The 16175-nt window shown below is 70.6% G+C and carries 12 protein-coding genes; 9 read left to right on the forward strand and 3 right to left on the reverse strand.

The features are described from left to right. Nucleotides 1-78: 78 nt before the first annotated feature. Nucleotides 79-4056: a type VII secretion protein EccCa gene (gene eccCa, locus ACF09E_RS35365; protein ID WP_392210393.1), complete on the reverse strand. Its 3978-nt coding sequence runs from the start codon at nt 4054-4056 to the stop codon at nt 79-81. Nucleotides 4057-4239: 183 nt separating this feature from the next. Between eccCa and eccD the strand changes: the two genes are divergently transcribed. The 6 genes from eccD (at nt 4240) to ACF09E_RS35395 (ending at nt 11308) form a co-directional block, all read left to right on the forward strand. Next, the gene (eccD, locus tag ACF09E_RS35370; RefSeq protein WP_392210395.1) at nt 4240-5718 is read left to right on the forward strand and encodes a type VII secretion integral membrane protein EccD; all 1479 of its coding nucleotides are present in this window, start codon (nt 4240-4242) and stop codon (nt 5716-5718) included. Nucleotides 5719-5901: 183 nt separating this feature from the next. Beyond that, the gene (gene rpsO / locus ACF09E_RS35375; protein WP_030206644.1) at nt 5902-6192 is read left to right on the forward strand and encodes a 30S ribosomal protein S15; all 291 of its coding nucleotides are present in this window, start codon (nt 5902-5904) and stop codon (nt 6190-6192) included. A gap of 284 nt (nt 6193-6476) precedes the next feature. Next, nucleotides 6477-8696 carry a polyribonucleotide nucleotidyltransferase gene (locus ACF09E_RS35380; RefSeq protein WP_392210397.1) on the forward strand — a complete coding sequence of 740 codons (2220 nt, stop codon included), beginning with the start codon at nt 6477-6479 and terminating at the stop codon, nt 8694-8696. Next, nucleotides 8693-10072: a M16 family metallopeptidase gene (locus ACF09E_RS35385; protein ID WP_392210399.1), complete on the forward strand. Its 1380-nt coding sequence runs from the start codon at nt 8693-8695 to the stop codon at nt 10070-10072. Before ACF09E_RS35380 ends, ACF09E_RS35385 begins: the two co-directional genes overlap by 4 nt. 25 nt (nt 10073-10097) lie before the next feature. Further along, entirely contained in the window at nt 10098-10850 is a 753-nt protein-coding gene (gene dapB, locus ACF09E_RS35390) for a 4-hydroxy-tetrahydrodipicolinate reductase (protein WP_392040277.1), read from the forward strand. A gap of 5 nt (nt 10851-10855) precedes the next feature. Further along, on the forward strand, nt 10856-11308 hold the full coding sequence (locus ACF09E_RS35395; RefSeq protein ID WP_361852684.1) for a hypothetical protein: 453 nt from the start codon (nt 10856-10858) through the stop codon (nt 11306-11308). Here the strand turns inward: ACF09E_RS35395 and ACF09E_RS35400 are convergent. Both ACF09E_RS35400 and ACF09E_RS35405 read right to left on the reverse strand, forming a co-directional pair. Continuing rightward, nucleotides 11298-11858 carry a hypothetical protein gene (locus ACF09E_RS35400; RefSeq protein WP_361852687.1) on the reverse strand — a complete coding sequence of 187 codons (561 nt, stop codon included), beginning with the start codon at nt 11856-11858 and terminating at the stop codon, nt 11298-11300. The two genes, ACF09E_RS35395 and ACF09E_RS35400, sit on opposite strands and share 11 nt — an antisense overlap. Before the next feature lie 54 nt (nt 11859-11912). Next, nucleotides 11913-12152, reverse strand: a complete 240-nt coding sequence (locus tag ACF09E_RS35405; protein WP_361852690.1) for a hypothetical protein — start codon at nt 12150-12152, stop codon at nt 11913-11915. Nucleotides 12153-12308: 156 nt separating this feature from the next. On the opposite strand from ACF09E_RS35405, the gene thyX reads away from it, so the two are divergent. The 3 genes from thyX (at nt 12309) to ACF09E_RS35420 (ending at nt 15912) form a co-directional block, all read left to right on the forward strand. Next, nucleotides 12309-13049, forward strand: coding sequence for an FAD-dependent thymidylate synthase (gene thyX / locus ACF09E_RS35410; protein WP_392210401.1), 741 nt, complete (start codon nt 12309-12311; stop codon nt 13047-13049). A gap of 178 nt (nt 13050-13227) precedes the next feature. After that, complete coding sequence (gene dapA / locus ACF09E_RS35415; protein WP_392210403.1) at nt 13228-14127, forward strand: 4-hydroxy-tetrahydrodipicolinate synthase; 900 nt, start codon at nt 13228-13230, stop codon at nt 14125-14127. A gap of 99 nt (nt 14128-14226) precedes the next feature. After that, complete coding sequence (locus ACF09E_RS35420; RefSeq protein WP_361852697.1) at nt 14227-15912, forward strand: ribonuclease J; 1686 nt, start codon at nt 14227-14229, stop codon at nt 15910-15912. Nucleotides 15913-16175: the final 263 nt, after the last annotated feature.

The raw sequence follows: 16175 nt of genomic DNA on the forward strand, positions 1-16175 counted from the left end.
GTACGGCGGTCCCACCCACAGTAGTGGGACCGCCGCACCCGGACGGCGGGAATCCACCCGCCGGTCCGGCCCGCTCCGTCAGTGCTGCTCGGGCAGCCAGCCGAGCTGCACCAGCGGCGCACCCCGCTTGCGCGACACGAACGTGCCCCGGCCCGGAGGCATCGGCCGCGCGCGGACACCGCCCAGGATGTCGCCCTCCTGCGGGTCGCCGGAGAGGACGACGCCCTGCGCGCCCAGCTCCTTCACGCGCTGCATGAACGGCTCGTACATCGCCCGGGAGGCACCGCCGGCGCTGCGCGCCACGATGAACCGGATGCCGACGTCCCGCGCGAACGGCAGGTTCTCCACCAGGACCGCCAGCGGGTTCCCCGAGTTGGTGGCCACCAGCTCGAAGTCGTCCACCAGGACGAACAGCTGCGGACCCGTCCACCAGCTGCGGTCCCGCAGTTGCTGCGGGGTGATGTCGGGCTTGGGCGCCCGCTTCGTCATCACCGTGTTGATCGCGTCCATGTGCATCTGCATGGCGGAGGCCATCGGCGCGTACTCGAGGAGGTGCGAGGGCGCGACCGCCTCCAGCATCGTCCGCCGGTAGTCGCCGACCACGATCCGCGCCTGCTCCGGCGTGTACCGCTCGCACAGCTGCTTGGCGATGAGCCGGAGCAGCGCCGTCTTGCCGGACTCGCTCTCGCCGAACACCAGGAAGAACGGGTCCGACTCGAAGTCGACGAACACCGGCTCCAGGTTCGTCTCGTCGATGCCGATCGCGATGCCGTGCTGCGGGTACTCGAAGCCCTTGGGCAGCCGCTCCGCCGGCAGCTTGCGCGGCAGCAGCCGCACCTCCGGCGCCGGGGCCCCGGCCCACGAGGCCTGCACGGACCGGACGAACGCCGCCGTGCCGTCCGACAGGTCGGCCGCCGAGCTCGATCCGTCGATCCGCGGCAGCGCGCCCATGAAGTGCAGCTTCTCCGGCACCTGGCCGCGGCCCGGCACACCGGCCGGCACGTTCGCCGCGACCTTGCGGTCGAACTCGGAGTCCATCACGTCACCGAGCCGCAGTTCGAGCCGGCCCAGCATCTGGTCCTTGAGCGCCGCCCGCACCTCCATGTAACGGGAGGCGGTGATCACCACGTGGATGCCGTAACCGAGACCCCGCGCCGCGATGTCGGAGACGATCGGCTCCAGCGTGTCGTAGTCGTTGCGGAAACCGCCCCAGCCGTCCACGACCAGGAAGACGTCGCCCCAGGCCTCGCCGGGCAGTTCGCCCGCGGCCCGCTTGCGCCGGTAGGTCGCGATCGAGTCGATCGCGTGCGAGCGGAAGAACTCCTCGCGCCGGTTCAGCACGCCCATGACCTCGGCGACCGTACGCCGCACCCGCTCCGGGTCCAGCCGGGACGCCACCCCGCCGACGTGCGGAAGGTCGGCGAGCGACACCAGGCCGCCGCCACCGAAGTCCAGGCAGTAGAACTGCACCTCCGCCGGCGTGTGGGTCAGCGCGAACGACGAGACGAGCGTCCGCATCATCGTCGACTTGCCGGACTGCGGACCGCCGACCACCATCATGTGGCCCGCCGCACCCGAGAAGTCCCGGTACAGCACCTCGCGCCGCTGCTCGAAGGGCTTGTCGATGAGGCCGAGCGGCACCGTGAGCCCGCCCTGGCGCGTGTACTCGGTCGCCGTCAGCCCCCGGTCCGCGGTCTGCGCGAGACCCGGCAGCAGCTGGTCCAGCGACGGCGCCTGGTCGAGCGGCGGCAGCCACACCTGGTGCGCGGGCACCCCCTGGCCCTCCAGCCGGCGCACGATCACGTCGAGGACCGTGTCCGCGAGCGCGTCGTCCTCCTCCGCCCGCCGCTCCGTGAGGTACGCCGGGTCCGGCGCCGCGTACACCACCGGCACGGGCGCGGCCGTGAACAGCGCGGGACGCCGCTCCACCGGCATGTGCCCGACCTCCAGGCGCGGCCCGCCCGTCCGGTACGTGCCCGAGACGTACGCCGCCTTGAAGCGGGTCATCTCGTCCGTGCCGAACTTCAGATAGCCCGAGCCCGGCACCGACGGCAGGTGGTAGGCGTCCGGCACGCCGATCGCCGTCCGCGACTCCGCCGCGGAGAAGGTCCGCAGACCGATCCGGTACGAGAGGTACGTGTCCAGGCCGCGCAGCTTGCCCTCCTCCAGACGCTGCGAGGCGAGCAGCAGGTGCACACCCAGGGAGCGGCCGATCCGGCCGATCTGGATGAACATGTCGATGAAGTCCGGCTTGGCGGTGAGGAGTTCGGAGAACTCGTCGATCACGAGGACCAGCGAGGCCAGCGGCTCCAGCGGGGCGCCGGCCGCGCGCGCCTTCTCGTAGTCGTGGATGTTCGCGTAGTTGCCCGCGGACCGGAGCAGCTCCTGGCGCCGCTGCAGTTCACCGCGGATCGCGTCGCCCATGCGGTCGACGAGCGTCAGGTCGTCGGACAGGTTGGTGATGACCGCCGCCACGTGCGGCATCTGCGACATGCCCGCGAAGGTCGCGCCGCCCTTGAAGTCCGCGAGGACGAAGTTCAGCGTCTCCGAGGAGTGCGTCACCGCGAGACCCAGCACCAGCGTCCGCAGCAGCTCCGACTTGCCGGAACCCGTGGCGCCCACGCACAGGCCGTGCGGGCCCATGCCCTCCTGCGCGGCCTCCTTGAGGTCGAGCATGACCGGCTGGCCGTCCTCGCCCACACCGATCGGGACGCGCAGGCGCTCGGCCACCGACCGCGGCCGCCAGGTCCGCGCCACGTCCACCGAGGCCGCGTCGCCCAGGTTCAGCAGATCCGTGAAGTCCAGGTTGGCGAGCAGCGGCTCGTCGTCGTCCCCGCCGCCCATCCGCAGCGGCGCGAGCTGACGGGCCAGCGCCTCCGCCGCGGGCAGCGAGATGCCGTCCGGCAGCCCCTCGTACGCGAAGCCGCCCCCCGACTCCAGCCGCAGCCGGCCCGGTCGCACGACCACGGAGAGACCCCCGCGCGGCTCGTCGAGGTCGCCGGAGACGACCTCGACGATCGTCACGCCCTGCAGACCCTCGGCCGCCGCGAGCAGCGAGTCCGGCGGCACCATCCCGCCCCGGGTGGAGTGGGAGTCCAGCACCACGACCACGTGCGGCTGGTCGAGCACCGGCTGGTTCTCCCGGGAGAACCGCGGACGTCCGTCCAGCTTCGATCGCATCAACTGCTCGACCTCGGTGAGGTCGTCGCCGAACAGCCGCTTCGTACCGGCCCCGTCGTAGCCGTTGGGCTGGCCCGACACCTGCGTGTGCGGCAGCCACTTCGTCCAGTCCCAGCGGTCCTGCGCCGAACGGGCCGCGACCACCGCCAGCATCAGGTCGTCGGGGGAGTGCAGCGTCACCAGCTGCGCCACCAGGGCACGCGCCGCCGCCTGCGCCGACTCCGGCTCACCCGAGACCGTGACGTGGTAGAACGCCCGCATCGAGACCGCCATCGGCAGCCCGTCCAGGGTCCCGTGCACCGCGAGGAACTGCTGCATCGCGCCCGCGCACAGCGGCTCCAGCTCGTCCACCGGCGCGGTGTCAGGAGCCACCAGCGGCGTCGCCAGCTGCTGCGCCCCGAGCCCTATCCGCGCCTGCCCGAAGTCGTGGTCGCCGACCCGGCGCTCCCACACCCGCGAGCCCTCGGCCACCACCGACCACAACTGCTCGGGAGCCGGGTGCAGATACAGCTGAGCGTCCCGCTGCCTGTGCGCCGTGCGCCGGACCGTACGCCGCGTCTGCGCGAGGTATTTGAGGTAGTCGCGGCGGACATCTGACATTTGCCCCTGCGTACCGCGACGGAATCTCACGAACTGGGCGACGGCCATCGCGACCGTCGAGGCGAGCATCAGCGTGCCCATGATCCGCATGATCGGCGACGGCGTCATGAAGAAGAACACCACCGAGGAGCCCATGCCGAGCATCGGCAGGAGCTGCATCAACGCCGACTCCTGCTGTCCCCGCGGGAGTTCCGGCGGAGACTCCAGGACCAGTTCCCCACCGGGCACTTCCGGCGGAAGAGACCTCGGCGGGCGTTTGACGACGATCTGGCTCACCGGCGCATCAATCCCTCGTTGGAGGCGGGCTCGTGGCGGGAGCAGCCGCCCGGCACCCCTGTCGGCAGCCGGGCACACGGACTTCCCCCATGGGACGGCGATCCTACTTGCAGCCCTCACCCTCCGTCCCCGGTAGGGTGGCGCGCGCATCGTGCGCAACCGCGAATCAGGGGGTCCAGACACGTGAGTACGACCGCAGCGACCGGTTTCTGCCGCGTCACCGTCGTGGCGCCGGACAGCCGCATCGACGTCGCGCTCCCCGAGGACATCGCCGTCGCCGACGTCTACCCGGAGATCCTGCGGCTCACCGGACAGACGCAGGCGGCCGGCACGCCCACGGGCTACCACCTGGTCCGCCGGGACGGATCCGTCCTCGACGGGGCCCGCACCCTCGCCGCCCAGCAGGTCCTCGACGGCGAGGTGCTCTCCCTGCGCCCGTTCGCCCAGTCGCTGCCGCCGGCCGTCTACGACGACGTCTCCGACGCCGTCGCCTCCGCCGTCACCCGCGACCGGCACCTGTGGAGCGACGAGCTCCTCCGCGGCGCCGGACTCCTCGGCGGCGTGCTGCTCCTCGTCCTCATGGGCTTCGTGCTCTGGTTCGCGGACCCGATCCGGCACGACATGCACAGCCTGCCCGGGATCATCGCGGGCGCCGCCGGACTCCTCCTCACCGCCTTCGCAGGCGTACGCGCCCGCGTGTACGGCGACCGGGCCACCGCCGTCGCCCTCGGCCTCGGCGCGCTCCCGCTCCTGCTCATCGCCGGCTCCGGCATCGTCGGCCCCGACGCCGGCCAGGGACCCGGCCGCCTCCAGTTCCTGCTCGGCTGCGTCACCGTCCTCGTCGCCTCCGTGGCACTCGTCGCGCTCACCCCCAGCGGAGACGCCCCCTTCGTCGCCGCCACCTTCCTGGCCACCGTCGGCACCCTCGCGACCTTCACGGCGATCCTCACCGAGTCCACCGCCACCGAGACCGCCGCCGTCTGCGCCCCCGTCGCCATCGGCCTCGTCGCCTTCCTGCCCGGCCTCTCCGCCCGCTTCGCCCGGCTCCCCATCGGCTACGCCGCCCCCCGCAGCGCCGCCGACGAGGAGTTCCACGCCGACCCGCAGCAGCCCGCCGGCGACGACCCGCAGCCCGTCGACGGCGAGCGCATCGCGCTCCAGGCCCGCCGCGGCCACGAGATGCTCCTCGGCCTGGTCGGCGGCTGCGCCGCGGTCGTCGTCGGCTCCGCCGCCGTCCTCGGCTTCGCCGGAAACGTCTGGGGCCAGCTCCTCGCCCTCGCCGCGGGCCTGGCGATGCTGCTGCGCGCCCGCCTCTTCCGCTACACGTCGCAGGTCGCCTGCGTCCTGGTCGCCGGCATCGCGGCCGTCGCGCTCCTCGTCCTCGGCCTCTCCCTGAACCCGCCGGCCGACCTGGTCAAGGACCTCCTCATGTACGGCGACCGGGGCGGCCTGGACATCCGCACCATCTGGCTCACCGCCTCCGTCGCCGCCGGAGCCGCGCTGATCACCGCGATCGGCCTGATCATCCCGAGGAAGGGACTCTCCCCCTTCTGGGGCCGGCTCCTCGACCTGGCGGAGGGCTTCGTCCTGCTCTCCCTCGTCCCGCTCTGCCTCGCCGTCCTCGACGTCTTCTCCACGGTCCGCTCCCTCACCAGCAAGTAGCGGCCCCATCCGGGGGCGCTCCGGCGAGCTGGTACGCTGTGTGACGGCCGTTTGTGTACGCGCTCCCGGAAATCTCTGGAAGCTGCGCCCATCGGACCTTCGCCCGCCGAGTCACGGAAGCTTCCCCTGAGACCTAGACCAGGGGCACTCGCGGGCGCACGAACACCTCAAGAGGAGATCCGCGTGGCTCTCGACGCCGCTGTCAAGAAGCAGATCATGACCGAGTTCGGCACCAAGGAGGGCGACACCGGCTCCCCCGAGGTCCAGGTCGCCATGCTGTCCCGTCGCATCTCGGACCTGACCGAGCACCTCAAGCAGCACAAGCACGACCACCACTCCCGCCGTGGTCTGCTGATCCTGGTCGGCCAGCGCCGCCGCCTCCTGCAGTACCTGGCCAAGAAGGACATCCAGCGCTTCCGTACGCTGGTCGACCGCCTCGGCATCCGCCGCGGTGCGGCCGGCGGCGCCAAGTAAGCAGGTGACGAGGGAGCGGTTCCCCCTTTCAGGGGGCCGCTCCCTTTGCCGTACGTGCACAAAGTGCGCATCGGCCCGTAGGCTGGTCGCACAACCCCCATAACGACGAGCGAGAAGCCGCCGGCTCGCCGCCGGTCCTCGGTAGTGGCCCCCGGGAACGACACCCCGGGTGCTTCGATCGAAGACCGGCCAGCACCCGAGGCGCGCTTCTCCGCCCCCGTCGCACACCGTCCCCGGCCACACGGGCCCCGGACGCAAAGACGAACACGTAGGAGAAACCGCTAGTGGAGAACGAGACCCACTACGCCGAGGCCGTCATCGACAACGGCACCTTCGGCACCCGCACCATCCGCTTCGAGACCGGCCGTCTGGCCAAGCAGGCCGCCGGCTCCGCCGTCGCCTACCTGGACGACGACACCATGGTCCTCTCGGCGACCACCGCCTCGAAGCGCCCCAAGGACCAGCTCGACTTCTTCCCCCTCACGGTGGACGTCGAGGAGCGGCAGTACGCGGCCGGCAAGATCCCCGGCTCCTTCTTCCGCCGGGAGGGCCGCCCCTCCGAGGACGCGATCCTCACCTGCCGCCTGATCGACCGCCCGCTGCGCCCCTCCTTCAAGAAGGGCCTGCGCAACGAGATCCAGATCGTCGAGACGATCATGGCGCTCAACCCCGACCACCTGTACGACGTGGTCGCGATCAACGCCGCCTCCGCCTCCACGATCCTGGCGGGCCTGCCCTTCTCCGGCCCGATCGGCGCCACCCGCGTCGCCCTGATCAAGGGCCAGTGGGTCGCGTTCCCGACGCACACCGAGCTCGAGGACGCCGTCTTCGACATGGTCGTCGCCGGTCGCGTCCTGGAGGACGGCGACGTCGCGATCATGATGGTCGAGGCCGAGGCCACCGAGAAGACCATCGAGCTCGTCAAGGGCGGCGCCGAGGCGCCGACCGAGGAGGTCGTCGCCGCCGGTCTCGAGGCCGCGAAGCCCTACATCAAGGTCCTCTGCAAGGCCCAGTCGGACCTCGCCGCCAAGGCCGCCAAGCCCACCGGCGAGTTCCCGGTCTTCCTGGACTACCAGGACGACGTCCTGGAGGCCCTCACCGCCGCCGTCAAGGGTGAGCTCACCAAGGCGCTCACCATCGCCGGCAAGCAGGAGCGCGAGGCCGAGCTCGACCGCATCAAGGAGATCGCCGCCGAGAAGCTCCTCCCGGCCTTCGAGGGCCGCGAGAAGGAGATCGGCGGGGCCTACCGCGCGCTGACCAAGAAGCTGGTCCGCGAGCGCGTCATCAAGGACAAGGTCCGCATCGACGGCCGTGGCCTCACGGACATCCGTACGCTCGCGGCCGAGGTCGAGGCCATCCCGCGCGTGCACGGCTCGGCGCTGTTCGAGCGTGGCGAGACCCAGATCCTGGGCGTCACCACCCTCAACATGCTCCGCATGGAGCAGCAGCTGGACACCCTCTCCCCGGTGACCCGCAAGCGCTACATGCACAACTACAACTTCCCGCCGTACTCCGTCGGCGAGACCGGCCGCGTGGGCTCGCCCAAGCGCCGCGAGATCGGCCACGGCGCCCTTGCCGAGCGCGCCATCGTGCCGGTCCTCCCGACCCGCGAGGAGTTCCCCTACGCGATCCGCCAGGTGTCCGAGGCCCTCGGCTCCAACGGCTCGACGTCGATGGGCTCGGTCTGCGCCTCCACCATGTCGCTGCTGAACGCCGGTGTGCCGCTCAAGGCCGCCGTCGCCGGCATCGCCATGGGCCTGATCTCCGAGGAGATCGACGGCCAGACGCACTACGTCGCCCTCACCGACATCCTCGGTGCGGAGGACGCCTTCGGCGACATGGACTTCAAGGTCGCCGGCACGAAGCAGTTCGTGACCGCGCTCCAGCTCGACACCAAGCTCGACGGCATCCCCGCCTCGGTCCTGGCCGCCGCGCTGAAGCAGGCCCGCGACGCGCGTCTGCACATCCTCGACGTGATGAACGAGGCGATCGACGTTCCGGACGAGATGTCCCCGAACGCGCCGCGCATCATCACCGTCAAGATCCCGGTGGACAAGATCGGCGAGGTCATCGGCCCCAAGGGCAAGATGATCAACCAGATCCAGGAGGACACCGGCGCCGAGATCACGATCGAGGACGACGGCACCATCTACATCGGTGCCGCCGACGGCCCGGCCGCCGAGGCCGCCCGCGCCACGATCAACGGCATCGCCAACCCGACCATGCCGGAGGTCGGCGAGCGCTACCTGGGCACGGTCGTCAAGACCACCACCTTCGGTGCCTTCGTCTCCCTGCTCCCGGGCAAGGACGGCCTCCTGCACATCTCGCAGATCCGCAAGCTCGCCGGTGGCAAGCGCGTGGAGAACGTCGAGGACGTGCTCGCGATCGGCTCCAAGGTCCAGGTCGAGATCGCCGAGATCGACCAGCGCGGCAAGCTGTCCCTGATCCCCGTGATCGCGGACGAGGACGCTGCCGAGGGTGACAAGGACGACGCTGCCAAGTGACGTCCCGTAGTTCCCGCGCGACGGCCCGCCCCTCCTCGGAGGGGCGGGCCGTCGCCCGTACCCAAACGCTTCTCCCGGGCAGGGACGGCATCGGCACGGTCCGGCGCACCACCCTCCCCGGCGGCCTCCGCGTCGTCACCGAGACGCTGCCCTCCGTGCGCTCCGCCACCTTCGGCATCTGGGCCCACGTCGGATCCCGCGACGAGACCCCCGCGCTCAACGGCGCCACCCACTACCTGGAGCACCTCCTCTTCAAGGGCACCCGGCGACGGTCCGCCCTCGACATCTCCGCCGCGATCGACGCGGTCGGCGGCGAGATGAACGCCTTCACGGCGAAGGAGTACACCTGCTACTACGCCCGGGTCCTCGACACCGACCTGCCGCTGGCGATCGACGTCGTCTGCGACATGCTGACCGGCTCCCTCATCCTCGACGAGGACGTCGACGCCGAGCGCGGCGTGATCCTCGAAGAGATCGCGATGACCGAGGACGACCCCGGCGACGTCGTGCACGAGCTGTTCGCGCAGACCATGTTCGGCGACACCCCGCTGGGCCGCCCGGTCCTCGGCACCGTCGACACGGTCAACGGCCTCAGCCGCGACCAGATCGCCCGCTTCTACAAGAAGCACTACGACCCGACCCACCTGGTCGTGGCCGCCGCGGGCAACGTCGACCACGCCACGGTGGTACGCCAGGTCCGCCGCGCCTTCGAGAAGGCCGGCGCCCTCACCCGTACCGACGCCGTCCCCGTCGCCCCCCGCGACGGCCGGCGCACCCTGCGCGCGGCGGGCCGCGTCGAGCACCTGAACCGCAGGACCGAGCAGGCCCACGTGGTCCTCGGCATGCCGGGCCTGGCCCGCACCGACGAGCGCCGCTGGGCCCTCGGGGTGCTGAACACCGCCCTCGGCGGCGGCATGTCCTCCCGCCTCTTCCAGGAGGTCCGCGAGAAGCGCGGCCTGGCCTACAGCGTGTACTCGTACACCTCCGGCTTCGCCGACTGCGGCCTCTTCGGGGTCTACGCGGGCTGCCGGCCGGCCCAGGTCCACGACGTCCTGAAGATCTGCCGCGACGAGCTCCACAAGGTCGCCTCCGACGGCCTCACGGACGACGAGATCGCCCGCGCCGTCGGCCAGCTCTCCGGATCGACCGTCCTCGGCCTGGAGGACACCGGCGCCCTGATGAACCGCATCGGCAAGAGCGAGCTCTGCTGGGGCACCCAGATGTCGGTCGACGACATGCTGGACCGGATCGCCGCCGTCACCCCGGACGAGGTCCGCGAGGTCGCCCGCGATGTACTGGACCAGCGGCCCTCGCTCTCGGTGATCGGCCCGCTGAAGGACAAGCAGGCGGACCGCCTCCAGCAAGCGGTCTCCTGACCCACGAGTCCCCCTAAGGAAGACAATGAGCAAGCTGCGCGTGGCCGTCCTCGGTGCACGGGGCCGTATCGGCTCCGAGGCGGTCAAGGCCGTCGAGGCCGCCGAGGACATGGAACTGGTCGCGGCCCTCGGCCGCGGCGACAAGCTGGAGCGCCTCGTCGAGGCGGACGCCCAGGTCGTCGTCGAGCTGACCACCCCGGCCTCGGTCATGGAGAACCTCGACTTCTGCGTGCGCCACGGGATGCACGCCGTCGTCGGCACCACCGGCTGGACCGAGGAGCGCCTCGCGCAGCTGCGGACCTGGCTCGCCGCCTCCCCGGAGACCGGCGTCCTCATCGCTCCGAACTTCTCCATCGGCGCGGTCCTCACCATGAAGTTCGCCCAGATCGCGGCCCCCTACTTCGAGTCCGTCGAGGTCGTCGAGCTGCACCACCCGCACAAGGTGGACGCACCCTCGGGCACCGCGACCCGGACGGCCCAGCTGATCGCCGCCGCCCGGGCCGAGGCGGGTCTCGGCGCCCAGCCCGACGCCACCGCGACCGCCCTGGACGGGGCGCGCGGCGCCGACGTGGACGGCGTCCGCGTGCACGCCGTGCGCCTCGCGGGCCTGCTGGCCCACCAGGAGGTGCTGCTGGGCGGCGAGGGGGAGACCCTGACGGTCCGCCACGACTCGCTCCACCACTCCAGCTTCATGCCGGGCATCCTGCTGGGCGCCCGCCGTGTCACCACCGCTCCGGGCCTCACCTTCGGCCTGGAGAACTTCCTGGACCTGGGCTGACGGTCATGGGTGGAAAGATCACGTACGTCTTCCTGGCCACCGTGCTCGTCCTCGTCTTCGGCGTGGTGGCGATGGAGGGCGTCCTGCTCCTCCTCACGGGCGAGCCGGCCGCCATGGGCATGGGCGCCGTGGCGTTCCTGCTGCCCGGCGTCGGCGGCTGGTTCCTCTGGAAGAACACCCGGTTCGCCCGCCAGGCGGGCCGCCTCGCCACCGAACTGGAGGCGGAGGGCGGTCTGCCCGTCGACGAGCTGAAGCGCACCCAGGGCGGCCGGATCGACCGCGACTCGGCCGACGAGGTCTTCGCCCGGCGCAAGGCCGAGACGGAGGACGCCCCGGACGACTGGCGCTGCTGGTTCCGGCTCGCGGTCGCCTACCACGACGCCCGCGACACCCCCCGGGCCCGCAAGGCGATGCAGCGGGCCATCGCCCTCCACGAGGGCCGTCCGGTCAGCGCGTAGCGACCGGGGCCACGCCGTACTCGGCGTTCCAGGCCTCGACCGTGTCGGCGGCCCGGTCGAAGGCCTCGACGCGGGAGAGGAAGTCGGCGTTGTGGTCGGTGAGCAGCATCAGCTGCTCGCCGTCCCGCCGGTCCAGCACCAGGGCCTGGCCCTGCACGGTCCGGGGGAGCCCCAGCCAGCGCACCGGCTGCTGCACGGTGCGGACGGAGGTCACCTTCGCCCAGGGCACGGTGGTGGTGGAGAAGAAGGCCGCGCGCCGGATGCCGGCGCGGCTCACCCAGGTGCCCATGCGCAGCATCCGCAGGGCGGCCAGGATGACGAGCACGGCGGTGGCCAGGGTGGCGGCCCCGCCGCTGAATCCTCCGGCCGCGGTGATGATCACCGCGGCGAGGAGGACGAACGAGGCGAACAGCAGCGCGAGCGCCGCCGCCCCGACCCGCCAGGAGCCCGGCCGGTACGGACGGCGCCACTGGTCGTGGTCGTCGAACGGCAGGGCGACGTGGTCGGTCGTGTCAAAAGCACGGTCGGCCGTCAGAAAGGGCAGGGGCACGACAGGTCCTCACTCACAAGCACGCTCGAAGGGGCAGTGCCCGGTGAGGCTACCTCAGCGGTTGTCGGAGGCCTCGGACTGCTGCCGATGAGTGGCGGAGTCCCCGGCCTGAAGGGACGGCATCCCGAAGACCAACGAACCCACGAGGCCGGCGACGACCGTCAGGCCCAGCAGGGTGCGGCCCACGATCTGCGAGGCGCCGAGGCGCTCCCGGGGTGGTGGAGTGACGTTACTGCGGAAGTGGTCCGCCTCCGCGACGAACGCGAACGGTACGGGCTCTTTCCGGCTGAACATCGGGGCCACTCTCCTCGGGTCGTTGTCATGCGTCACAGGTACAGACGACAGATCCTGGGTTCTGGTGCCCAAATTTCACCAAAGCAGCCGAATCTCATCCTCCGGTAGGACGTCGTTAGAGTGGGCGACTGCATTGGCCGATGGGAAGGACCGCTGGTGACCGACAGCCCCACCGAGAACGTGAAGATCGACTTGCGGAGCGACATCACCGTCGAGCTGGTCAAGAGCGCGGCGGCGGACTCCGACGTCCTCTGGGCCGCGCGGGTCTCCACTGCGGGCGAGCAGTCCCTCGAAGAGCTCCAGAAGGACCCGGAGCGCTCCAAGGGCCTGATCAACTACCTGATGCGGGACCGCCACGGCAGCCCCTTCGAGCACAACTCGATGACCTTCTTCATCAGCGCCCCGATCTTCGTGTTCCGCGAGTTCATGCGGCACCGCGTGGGCTGGTCGTACAACGAGGAGTCGGGCCGCTACAGGGAGCTCCAGCCGGTCTTCTACGTCCCCGACGCCTCCCGCAAGCTCGTCCAGGAGGGCCGCCCCGGCAAGTACGTCTTCGTCGACGGCACCCAGGAGCAGCACGACCTGGTCAGCCGCACGATGGAAGACTCGTACCGCCAGGCGTACGCCTCCTACCAGGAGATGCTGGCCGCCGGCGTCGCCCGCGAGGTCGCCCGCGCGGTCCTGCCCGTCGGCCTCTTCTCCTCGATGTACGCCACGTGCAACGCCCGCTCGCTGATGCACTTCCTCGGTCTGCGCACCCAGCACGAGCTCGCCGCGGTCCCGTCCTTCCCACAGCGTGAGATCGAGATGGTCGGCGAGAAGATGGAGGAGCACTGGGCCCGGCTGATGCCGCTGACCCACGGCGCCTTCAACAAGAACGGCCGTGTGGCCCCGTAGGGCACAGATGTCCGAACCACCCGTGTGAAGTGTCCGTATTGCGACGTTTCACGAAGTTCATCTAGGCTGATCAAACGGACCCGGCGCTGCCTGAACCCCCGAGCAGGCAGCGCCGGGCTCCCTTTCTCCTGTCCCCCTAGGGGACACCCGGCGCTGAGCAGCGAGTAGCGTGTTACCCATGGCTCCGATCTCCACTCCGCAGACCCCCTTCGGGCGGGTCCTCACCGCCATGGTCACGCCCTTCACGGCGGACGGCGCACTCGACCTCGACGGTGCCCAGCGACTGGCCACCCACCTCGTGGACGCAGGCAACGACGGCCTCGTCATCAACGGGACCACCGGCGAGTCCCCCACCACCAGCGACGCGGAGAAATCGGAGCTGGTACGAGCGGTACTGGAGGCGGTCGGCGACCGGGCCCACGTCGTGGCCGGCGTCGGCACCAACGACACCCGCCACTCCCTCGAGCTGGCCCGCACCGCCGAGCGCGACGGCGCGCACGGCCTCCTCGCCGTCACGCCGTACTACAACAAGCCCTCACAGGAGGGCCTGTACCAGCACTTCTCGGCCATCGCCGACGCCACCGAGCTCCCGGTGATGCTCTACGACATCCCCGGCCGCAGCGGCGTCCCGATCGACACCGAGACGCTCGTCCGGCTCGCCGAGCACCCGCGCGTCGTCGCCAACAAGGACGCCAAGGGCGACCTCGGCCGCGCCAGCTGGGCCATCGCCCGCTCCGGCCTCGCCTGGTACTCCGGCGACGACATGCTCAACCTGCCCCTGCTCTCGGTCGGCGCCTGCGGCTTCGTCTCCGTCGTGGGCCACGTCGTCACCCCGGAGCTCCGCGCCCTCCTCGAAGCCCACCTGGGCGGCGAGATCCAGAAGGCCACCGAGATCCACCAGAAGCTGCTCCCGGTCTACACCGGGATGTTCCGCACCCAGGGCGTCATGACCACCAAGGCCGCGCTCGCCCTCCAGGGCCTCCCGGCCGGCCCCCTGCGGCTGCCGCTCGTGGAGCTGTCCACCCCCGAGACCGAGCAGCTCAAGGTCGACCTGGCCGCCGGCGGGGTAGAGCTCTGACAACGGACTTCACAACTGAACACTGACAACAGCAAGTGCACGAATGTCATGCGCGCCACGTGCCGAGGGGTACGTGGCGTGCGTGGTGAGGAGAGTCTTTTGAGTCATCCGCATCCCGAACTCGGTGCCCCGCCGAAGCTGCCGAAGGGCGCCCTGCGCGTCATCCCGCTCGGCGGGCTCGGCGAGATCGGCCGAAACATGACGGTCTTCGAGTTCGACGGCCGTCTGCTCATCGTCGACTGCGGCGTCCTCTTCCCCGAAGAGGAGCAGCCGGGCGTCGACCTGATCCTCCCGGACTTCAGCATCATCCGGGACCGCCTCGACGACATCGAGGGCATCGTGCTCACGCACGGCCACGAGGACCACATCGGTGCCGTCCCCTACCTGCTCCGGCTCAAGCCGGACATCCCGCTGATCGGCTCCAAGCTGACCCTCGCCCTGATCGAGGCCAAGCTCCAGGAGCACCGGATCCGCCCCTACACCCTCGAGGTGAAGGAGGGCGACCGCGAGGTCCTGGGTTCGTTCGACTGCGAGTTCATCGCGGTCAACCACTCCATCCCGGACGCGCTCGCGGTCGCGATCCGCACCCCCGCGGGCATGGCCGTCGCCACCGGCGACTTCAAGATGGACCAGCTTCCGCTGGACGGCCGCCTCACGGACCTGCACGCGTTCGCCCGGCTGAGCGAGGAGGGCATCGACCTCCTCCTCTCGGACTCCACGAACGCCGAGGTCCCGGGCTTCGTCCCGCCGGAGAAGGACATCTCCAACGTCCTGCGCACGGTCTTCGCGAACGCCCAGAAGCGCATCATCGTGGCCAGCTTCGCCAGCCACGTGCACCGCATCCAGCAGATCCTCGACGCCGCCCACGAGTACGGCCGCCGGGTCGCCTTCGTCGGCCGTTCGATGGTCCGCAACATGGGCATCGCCCGCGACCTCGGCTACCTGCGGGTCCCGGCCGGCCTCGTCGTGGACGTGAAGACCCTCGACGACCTCCCGGACGACGAGGTCGTGCTCGTCTGCACGGGCTCCCAGGGCGAGCCGATGGCCGCGCTGTCCCGCATGGCCAACCGCGACCACCAGATCCGGATCGTCCCCGGCGACACGGTGATCCTGGCGTCGTCGCTGATCCCCGGCAACGAGAACGCGGTCTACCGCGTGATCAACGGCCTGACCCGCTGGGGCGCGAACGTCGTCCACAAGGGCAACGCCAAGGTCCACGTCTCGGGCCACGCCTCGGCCGGCGAGCTGCTGTACTTCTACAACATCTGCCGCCCGAAGAACCTCATGCCGGTCCACGGAGAATGGCGCCACCTGCGCGCCAACGCCGAGCTCGGCGCGATGACCGGCATCCCCAAGGACCACATCGTCATCGCCGAGGACGGCGTCGTCGTCGACCTGGTCGACGGCCGCGCCCGCATCACCGGCAAGGTCCAGGCCGGGTACGTGTACGTGGACGGCCTCTCGGTCGGCGACGTCACCGAGACCTCCCTCAAGGACCGCCGGATCCTCGGCGAGGAGGGCATCATCTCGGTCTTCGTCGTGGTCGACTCCTCGACGGGCAAGATCGTGGGCGGCCCGCACGTCCACGCCCGGGGTTCGGGCATCGACGACGCCGCGTTCGACGCGGTGCTGCCGAAGATCGACCAGGCCCTGAACAAGTCCTTCCAGGACGGCGTCGTGGAGCCCCACCAGCTCCAGCAGCTGATCCGCCGCAGCGTCGGCAAGTGGGTGTCCGACACCTACCGCCGGCGTCCGATGATCCTCCCGGTCGTCGTCGAGGTCTGACCTCCGACCTGCAGCGCACCGGAGCGGGGCCCCTCGATTTGCATCGGGGCGCCCCGCTCCAGTACGTTTACGGCTCCGCCAGAACGGGAAGCCCCGGCGCCGACGTGCGCCCGATCGCTTCACCGGGAGGCGGGAAATCCGACTCAGATCTTCTGATAAAGTCGGAAACGCCGAAAGGCCCCCGGAGTGAAAACAAAAGGGACCGGAAAGCACCGAGGAAATCGGATCGGAAAGATCTGATAGAGTCGGAAACGCAAGACCGA

The sequence above is a fragment of the Streptomyces sp. NPDC014891 genome, assembly GCF_043081085.1.
In the GTDB taxonomy this organism is placed as follows: domain Bacteria; phylum Actinomycetota; class Actinomycetes; order Streptomycetales; family Streptomycetaceae; genus Streptomyces.

Coding starts and splice junctions, on each gene's coding strand:
- dapB (WP_392040277.1), top strand. CDS start 10,098: ATGAGCAAGCTGCGCGTGGCCGTCCTCGGTGCACGGGGCCGTATCGGC.
- ACF09E_RS35395 (WP_361852684.1), top strand. CDS start 10,856: ATGGGTGGAAAGATCACGTACGTCTTCCTGGCCACCGTGCTCGTCCTC.
- ACF09E_RS35405 (WP_361852690.1), bottom strand. CDS start 12,152: ATGTTCAGCCGGAAAGAGCCCGTACCGTTCGCGTTCGTCGCGGAGGCG.
- dapA (WP_392210403.1), top strand. CDS start 13,228: ATGGCTCCGATCTCCACTCCGCAGACCCCCTTCGGGCGGGTCCTCACC.